General features: G+C 75.5%; 7 protein-coding genes. 1 reads left to right on the top strand and 6 read right to left on the bottom strand.

Going from position 1 to position 5,728, the window contains the following annotated elements:
* Positions 1-1,039: BTAD domain-containing putative transcriptional regulator (locus AA75_RS29215; protein ID WP_199520436.1), on the bottom strand; the 1,039-nt coding region annotated here is incomplete at its 3' end.
* Positions 1,040-1,246: 207 nt separating this feature from the next.
* Positions 1,247-1,708: a group III truncated hemoglobin gene (locus tag AA75_RS29210; protein WP_051813663.1), complete on the bottom strand. Its 462-nt coding sequence runs from the start codon at positions 1,706-1,708 to the stop codon at positions 1,247-1,249.
* Between the two features lie 149 nt (positions 1,709-1,857).
* Here AA75_RS29210 and AA75_RS29205 point away from each other — a divergent pair, with 149 nt between their 5' ends.
* A complete protein-coding gene (locus tag AA75_RS29205; protein ID WP_033823288.1) occupies positions 1,858-2,850 on the top strand; it encodes an aldo/keto reductase in 993 nt (330 codons plus the stop codon).
* Between the two features lie 84 nt (positions 2,851-2,934).
* On the opposite strand, the gene AA75_RS29200 is transcribed toward AA75_RS29205, so the two are convergent.
* From AA75_RS29200 to AA75_RS29185, 4 genes are all read right to left on the bottom strand, one after another.
* Entirely contained in the window at positions 2,935-3,591 is a 657-nt protein-coding gene (locus AA75_RS29200; RefSeq protein ID WP_033823287.1) for a winged helix-turn-helix domain-containing protein, read from the bottom strand.
* Between the two features lie 303 nt (positions 3,592-3,894).
* Positions 3,895-4,533 carry an ATP/GTP-binding protein gene (locus AA75_RS29195; protein ID WP_033823286.1) on the bottom strand — a complete coding sequence of 213 codons (639 nt, stop codon included), beginning with the start codon at positions 4,531-4,533 and terminating at the stop codon, positions 3,895-3,897.
* Positions 4,514-4,951, bottom strand: a complete 438-nt coding sequence (locus AA75_RS29190) for a DUF742 domain-containing protein (RefSeq protein ID WP_082526902.1) — start codon at positions 4,949-4,951, stop codon at positions 4,514-4,516. Before AA75_RS29190 ends, AA75_RS29195 begins: the two co-directional genes overlap by 20 nt.
* An 8-nt stretch (positions 4,952-4,959) precedes the next feature.
* Positions 4,960-5,379: a roadblock/LC7 domain-containing protein gene (locus AA75_RS29185; RefSeq protein ID WP_033823285.1), complete on the bottom strand. Its 420-nt coding sequence runs from the start codon at positions 5,377-5,379 to the stop codon at positions 4,960-4,962.
* Positions 5,380-5,728: the final 349 nt, after the last annotated feature.

The following is a 5,728-nucleotide window of genomic DNA, read 5'->3' as shown; positions in this document are numbered from 1 at the left end:
CCCCCGGGTCCCCCCCCGCCCCGGCCTCCCGGGCGGCCTGCCGCAGCGTCCGCAGCTCGCCCTCCCGGCCGACGAACAACCGCCCGGCCGGCAGTGCGGGCACGCCGTCGGGCGCGGCAGCGGCCGGCGGCGCGGACGGGAGGGCGGACGGCGCAGCGGCCCCGGCGGCGGACCCGGCCGGACCCGGGAGCAGCTGGGCGGTGCGCTGGTTGAGGATCGCGGACTCCAGCTCGGTCAGTGCCGGGTGCGGGTCGAGACCGAGTTCACCGGTCAGCAGCGCGCGGGCAGCGCGCAGCGCGTCCAGCGCCTCGGCCTGCCGACCGGCGCCCCAGAGCGCGAGCGCCAGCAGGCGCCAGCCCTGCTCGCGCAGCGGATGGCCCTCGGCCAGCTCCCGGGCCTCGGGCACGGCGTCCGCCGGGCGGCCCTCGGCGAGCGCCGCCTCCACCGCCAACTCACGAGCGGAGAGCCGGAGTTCGTCCAGCCTGCCGATCTCCGCCAGCGCCCACGGCTGATCGGCGAACTCGGCCAGCACCGGGCCCCGCCAGAGCGCCAGTGCGTCCTGCACCGCCCGGGAGAGCGGCCCGTCCGGCCTGCCGACCCCGACACCGGCCCCGGTGGCGGCGGGCGACAGCAGCTCCCGCGCGCGCCGCAGCCGGGATTCGAAGTCCCAGGCGTCCACGGCACTCGCGGCGGCCGGCTCCAGGGCGTACCCGGGCGCCCGGCTCAGCAGCAGCCGCGCCGGCTCACGCGGGCCGCGCTCGGGCTCCAGCAGCCGCCGCAGGTTCGACACGTACGCCTGCAGCGAGGCCGCGGCCTTGGCCGGCGGCCGTCCGCTCCACAGGTCGTCGATCAGCCGCTCCACCGGCACCACCCGCCCCCGGGCCACCAGCAGCCGGGCGAGCACGCCGCGCTGCCGGGGCCCGCCGAGCGCGACCTGGCGACCGCCGACGACCGCCGTCAGCGGGCCGAGCACGGTGAAGCCGACCGGCACCCGGGCCGGGCCCGGGCTGCCCGCCCGGGCGTCCGCCGGTCCGGGCAAGGCTGCTCCGCGCACGTACACCGGGGCGCCGCCGCCGTACCGCACCTGCCCTCCTCGCGCCGCAGTTCCGGGGTCCTCCCGAGCCTATGCGACGGCGCGCGGCCCGGGCGCCGGGGCCGCCACCGGCCGCTCTCCGGACCCGCACCCCAGGCCGCTCGGCCCGGACCCCCGGCCCGGCCTCTCAGTCCTGGGCCTCAGCTCCGGGCCTCAGCTCCGCAGCAGCACCGCCGACAGCGGCACGAACCCACCCGCGCCGCCGCCGGTGGCGCCACCCGAGGTGCGCCGCAGCATGCCGAGCGCGATCCGCTCGCCCTGCTCCTTGGCGCGCTCCGCCACCGGCCCCCGGTAGAGGCCGTCCACGCTGGCCCGCCACAGCTGCACCCAGCGGCCGAAGTGCTCGGCGGTCAGCGGCCGCCGCCGGTGCAGCACGGCGTGCGGGGCGAAGGCGTTTCGCCGGTACTCCCCGGTGCGCAGCAGCGCGCGCTCCCAGAAGTCGGTGATGTGCGGGAGGTGGGCCTCCAGGTCGAGACCGGCCAGCTCGGTGAAGAACGGGCCGATCAGCGGGTCGGCGAAGGCGGCCGGGTAGAAGCGCCGCAGCAGCCGGTCCAGGTCCGCGCGATCGGCGAGGTCGACCAGGTCCGCGCGGTCGGCGGCGGGGCGCGGGCGCATCGGCTTCTCCTGTCCGTTGTCCGTACGGCGGTGCGGTGCCCGGTCCGGTGTCCGGGGTGGCCGGGGTGGCCGGTCCGGCCAGGGTACGCCGGGCGGTCCGGTGGTCCGGTGGTCCGGCCCGGCACCGGCCGCCTGGCAGGATGATCGGCATGAGCTATCGCGCCGCCGACGACCGCTACCGGTCGATGACCTACCGCCGTGCCGGACGCAGCGGGGTGCAGCTGCCCGCCGTCTCACTCGGTCTCTGGCACAACTTCGGGGACACCCAGCCGCTGGAGGTACAGCGCGCGGTGCTGCGCCGCGCCTTCGACCGCGGCATCACCCACTTCGACCTGGCGAACAACTACGGCCCGCCGTACGGCAGCGCAGAGCGCAACTTCGGCACGCTGTTCGCCCAGGACCTGCGCCCGTACCGGGACGAGCTGTTCATCGCCTCCAAGGCCGGCTACGACATGTGGCCGGGCCCGTACGGCGACGGCGGGTCCCGCAAGTACCTGCTGGCCAGCCTCGACCAGTCGCTGGACCGGATGGGCCTGGAGTACGTCGACGTCTTCTACTCGCACCGGTACGACCCCGAGACCCCGCTCGAGGAGACCATGGGCGCGCTGGACACGGCGGTGCGCTCCGGCCGCGCGCTGTACGCGGCGATCTCCAACTACCCGGCCGAGCAGCACCGCGAGGCGGTGGCGTTCCTGCGCGAGCTGGGCACGCCGATGCTGCTCAACCAGGCCAGCTACTCGATCCTGAACCGGGTGCCCGAGGACGAGGGCCTGCTGACCGCCGTCGGTGACACCCAGACCAGCCTGATCGCCTACTCCCCGCTCGCCCAGGGCCTGTTGACCGACCGGTACCTCACCGGGGAGGTGCCGGCCGGCTCGCGGATGTCGGTCGGCCGCTTCCTCAAGGAGCAGGCGCTGACCGGCGGCAAGCTGCGGCAGCTGCGCGCCCTGAACAAGGTGGCCGAGCAGCGCGGCCAGAGCCTCGCCCAGCTGGCCCTGGCCTGGGTGCTGCGCGACCCGCGGGTGGTGTCGGTGATCGTGGGAGCCAGCAGCGTCGCCCAACTCGACCAGAACATCGACGCCTTGGACGGCGCTCCGCTGACCGCGGAGGAGCTGGCGGAGATCGACCGGCTCAGCCGGTAGCACGGGCGCGGTCCGGGGGGCGGGCGCCGAGGCCCCGCCCCCCGGACCGTGCCGACCGGGCGTACCGGCCGGGCGCCGCCGGCCTCAGTTCACCGGCGTGTACTTGTAGCCGACCCGGCGCACCGTCACGATGCTGTCCCGGTAGGGCGCGCCGAGCTTGCGGCGCAGCCGGGCCACGTGGACGTCGACCGTCCGGCCGTCGCCGACGTGGCCGTAGCCCCAGACGGCGGAGACCAGGTGGTCGCGGGTGTGCACACGGTGCGGGTGCCGGGTGAGGTGGGCGAGCAGCTCGAACTCCAGGTAGGTGAGGTCGAGTTGGGTGCCGTCCACATAGGCGTTGCGGCGGTCCGGGTCGACGCTGATCCCGTTCGCGGCGGGCACCGCGGCGGGCGCCGGCGCGGGCCGGACCGGGGCCGGGGCGGGCTGCTCCGGCTCGGGCGCCGGGACCAGCAGCAGGTAGCCGATCAGCGGGTGCCCGGGGGCGGCGCCCACCTGGGCGCCGTACTGCGCGAGCAGCGCCTGCGGGAGCGCGGACTGCGGCAGTGCCGCGACCAGCGCCCCCTCGGGGAGGCCGGTCAGCTGGGCCAGCGCGGCCGGTATCGCGGCGGGCTGCTGGGACGGCGCCGGGCGGGGCGGATGGACGGGCTCGCGCCAGCGGTCGCCGCCCGAGGGGACGGACCGGACCGCACGCAGGTGCGGGGTGGAGGCAGGGACGGGCAGGGTGGCCGTGGAAGAAGACATGGTGCCGCTCTTTCGCGCGTGACGACGGGGTGGAAGCGTCTGCGCGTCGAACCGGGGCCGTGCGGGCGGGACTGACGGAAGGTCAGGCCGCGGAGCGCCGGGACGCGCGAGGCGAACCCGGACACGTCTGGTCGAAGAGGTGCGGCTGTCGGGACGGCCAGAACGGCTCAAGGTCGTGGCGACCCTCAGCGCTGTCCTCGACATGATTCATGGGCCTATTCAATCAGATGAACGCGGTGCTGCGCCCCAACGGGCCGCACCGCCTTGGATTGCGTCCCATTTCGCCGGATCCGTCCCGGGCGGTCAGCCGCGCGCGGCCCTGACCCGGTCCGCGGCGTGCTCGACCAGCCGGATCAGCAGCTCCTTGCCGTCCTCCCGGCTGCGGGCGTCGCAGAGCAGCACCGGCACCTGCGGGTCGAGGTCGAGGGCGGCCCGGACGTCCTGCGGCGCGTGCACCTCGGTGCCCTCGAAGCAGTTCACCGCGACCACGAACGGGATCCCGCGCCGCTCGAAGAAGTCGACCGACGGGAAGCAGTCGGCCAGCCGCCGGGTGTCGGCGAGCACCACCGCGCCCAGCGAACCGCGCGCCAGCTCGTCCCAGACGAACCAGAACCGGTCCTGGCCCGGGGTGCCGAACAGGTACAGCGCGAGGCCCGGCCTCAGGTCGATCCGGCCGAAGTCCATCGCGACCGTGGTGGTCCGCTTGGCCTCCACCCCGTGGGTGTCGTCGACCGGCCGGCCCAGCTCGCTCAGCTGCTCCTCGGTCCGCAGCGGCCGGATCTCGCTGACCGCGCCGACCAGCGTGGTCTTGCCGACGCCGAAGCCGCCGGCCACCAGGATCTTCAGCGCCGCGTTGCCCCAGGGTCCCTGGCGCGCGGGTTCGGTGCCCGTCGGGGCGTCGGTGCCTGTCAGGGCGGAGGTCTCAGAGTGCGCGGAGGCCATTGATCACATCTCGCAGCAGGCGCTCGTCCGGAAGCTGGGCGAGCTGGACGGGTCGGGTGACGTCGACGAGCCGGGCGTCGTTCAGGTCGCCGAGCAGCACCCGCACGACGCTGACCGGCAGGTCGGTGTAGGAACCGAGCTCCGCGACGCTCAGCGGCTCGTCCCGGCACAGCGCCAGGATCGCGTGGTGCTCGGGCGCCAACGGATGCTCGGTGGCCTCCTGTTCGGCCCCGGCCACCGCGGTGACCAGGGAGATCAGGTCGAACAGACCGTCGTCGGCGGGCCTGGCCCGGCCTCCGGTCATCGAGAACAGCCGCACCACCGGGCCCGCGTCGTCGTCGAACCAGCGGTCGTCCACGGGCGTGCGGGGCGCGAACAGGTCGGGCACGGGCTCGGTGGCGGCGTCCTCGGTGCTCATCGGCTCACTCATCTCCCCGGCGGAGCGGGCTCGGTGCGCGGCTCGGCGGACAGGTGCTCGCCGACCCGCTTCACCAGCAGGGCCATCTCGTAGGCGATCTGGCCGACGTCCGACTCGGCGTCGGCCAGCACGGCCAGGCAGCTGCCGTCACCGGCGGCGGTGATGAACAGGAAGGCCTCGTCCAGCTCGACCATGGTCTGCCGGACCCCGCCGACCTGGAAGTGCCGGCCGGCGCCCTTGGCCAGGCTGTGGAAGCCGGCCGCGACCGCCGCCAGGTGCTCGGCGTCCTCGCGGCCGAGGCCGCCGGACACCCCGGTGGCCAGGCCGTCGCTGGAGAGGATCACCGCGTGCCTCAGGGTGGCCACCCGGCCGACCAGTTCGTCCAGGAGCCAGTCGAGGTCTCCGGACGACTGTGCTGCTGCGGTCATGATTCGGTTCCTTCCGCCGGTGCGGACTGTACGGGTGCCACGGGCATTGCGTCTGCTGCCGGTGCTGCTGTCTTTTCTGGAACTGCGGGTGCTGCGGGAACTGCGGGTGCTGCGGGTCGTGCCGGTGCTGCGGGTCCTGCGGGTGTTGCCGGTGCTGCGGATGCTACGGGTTCTGCGGGCCGTACGGATGCTGTGGGTCGCGCGGGGGCCGCGGGCAGCGGCACCGGCCGGGCGGGGGCCGCTGGGAGGGCGTGGGGTACCGGGGCGGAGGGCAGGGCGATCCGCAGCCGGGCCGGGCCGGGGATCCGCTCCGGCGGCCGGGCGGGCCGGCCCTCGGGGGCGCCGCCGG

This window comes from Kitasatospora sp. MBT63 (assembly GCF_000710465.2).
Taxonomy (GTDB): Bacteria; Actinomycetota; Actinomycetes; order Streptomycetales; family Streptomycetaceae; genus Kitasatospora.
The sequence above is the reverse complement of the archived record's forward strand: the minus strand, read 5'-3'. Positions and strand labels throughout refer to the sequence as shown.

Bases quoted from the DNA above. Each gene is read 5' to 3' on its own strand.
- AA75_RS29210 (WP_051813663.1), bottom strand. From the start codon at position 1,708: ATGCGCCCGCGCCCCGCCGCCGACCGCGCGGACCTGGTCGACCTCGCC.
- AA75_RS29205 (WP_033823288.1), top strand. From the start codon at position 1,858: ATGAGCTATCGCGCCGCCGACGACCGCTACCGGTCGATGACCTACCGC.
- AA75_RS29200 (WP_033823287.1), bottom strand. From the start codon at position 3,591: ATGTCTTCTTCCACGGCCACCCTGCCCGTCCCTGCCTCCACCCCGCAC.
- AA75_RS29195 (WP_033823286.1), bottom strand. From the start codon at position 4,533: ATGGCCTCCGCGCACTCTGAGACCTCCGCCCTGACAGGCACCGACGCC.
- AA75_RS29190 (WP_082526902.1), bottom strand. From the start codon at position 4,951: ATGAGCACCGAGGACGCCGCCACCGAGCCCGTGCCCGACCTGTTCGCG.
- AA75_RS29185 (WP_033823285.1), bottom strand. From the start codon at position 5,379: ATGACCGCAGCAGCACAGTCGTCCGGAGACCTCGACTGGCTCCTGGAC.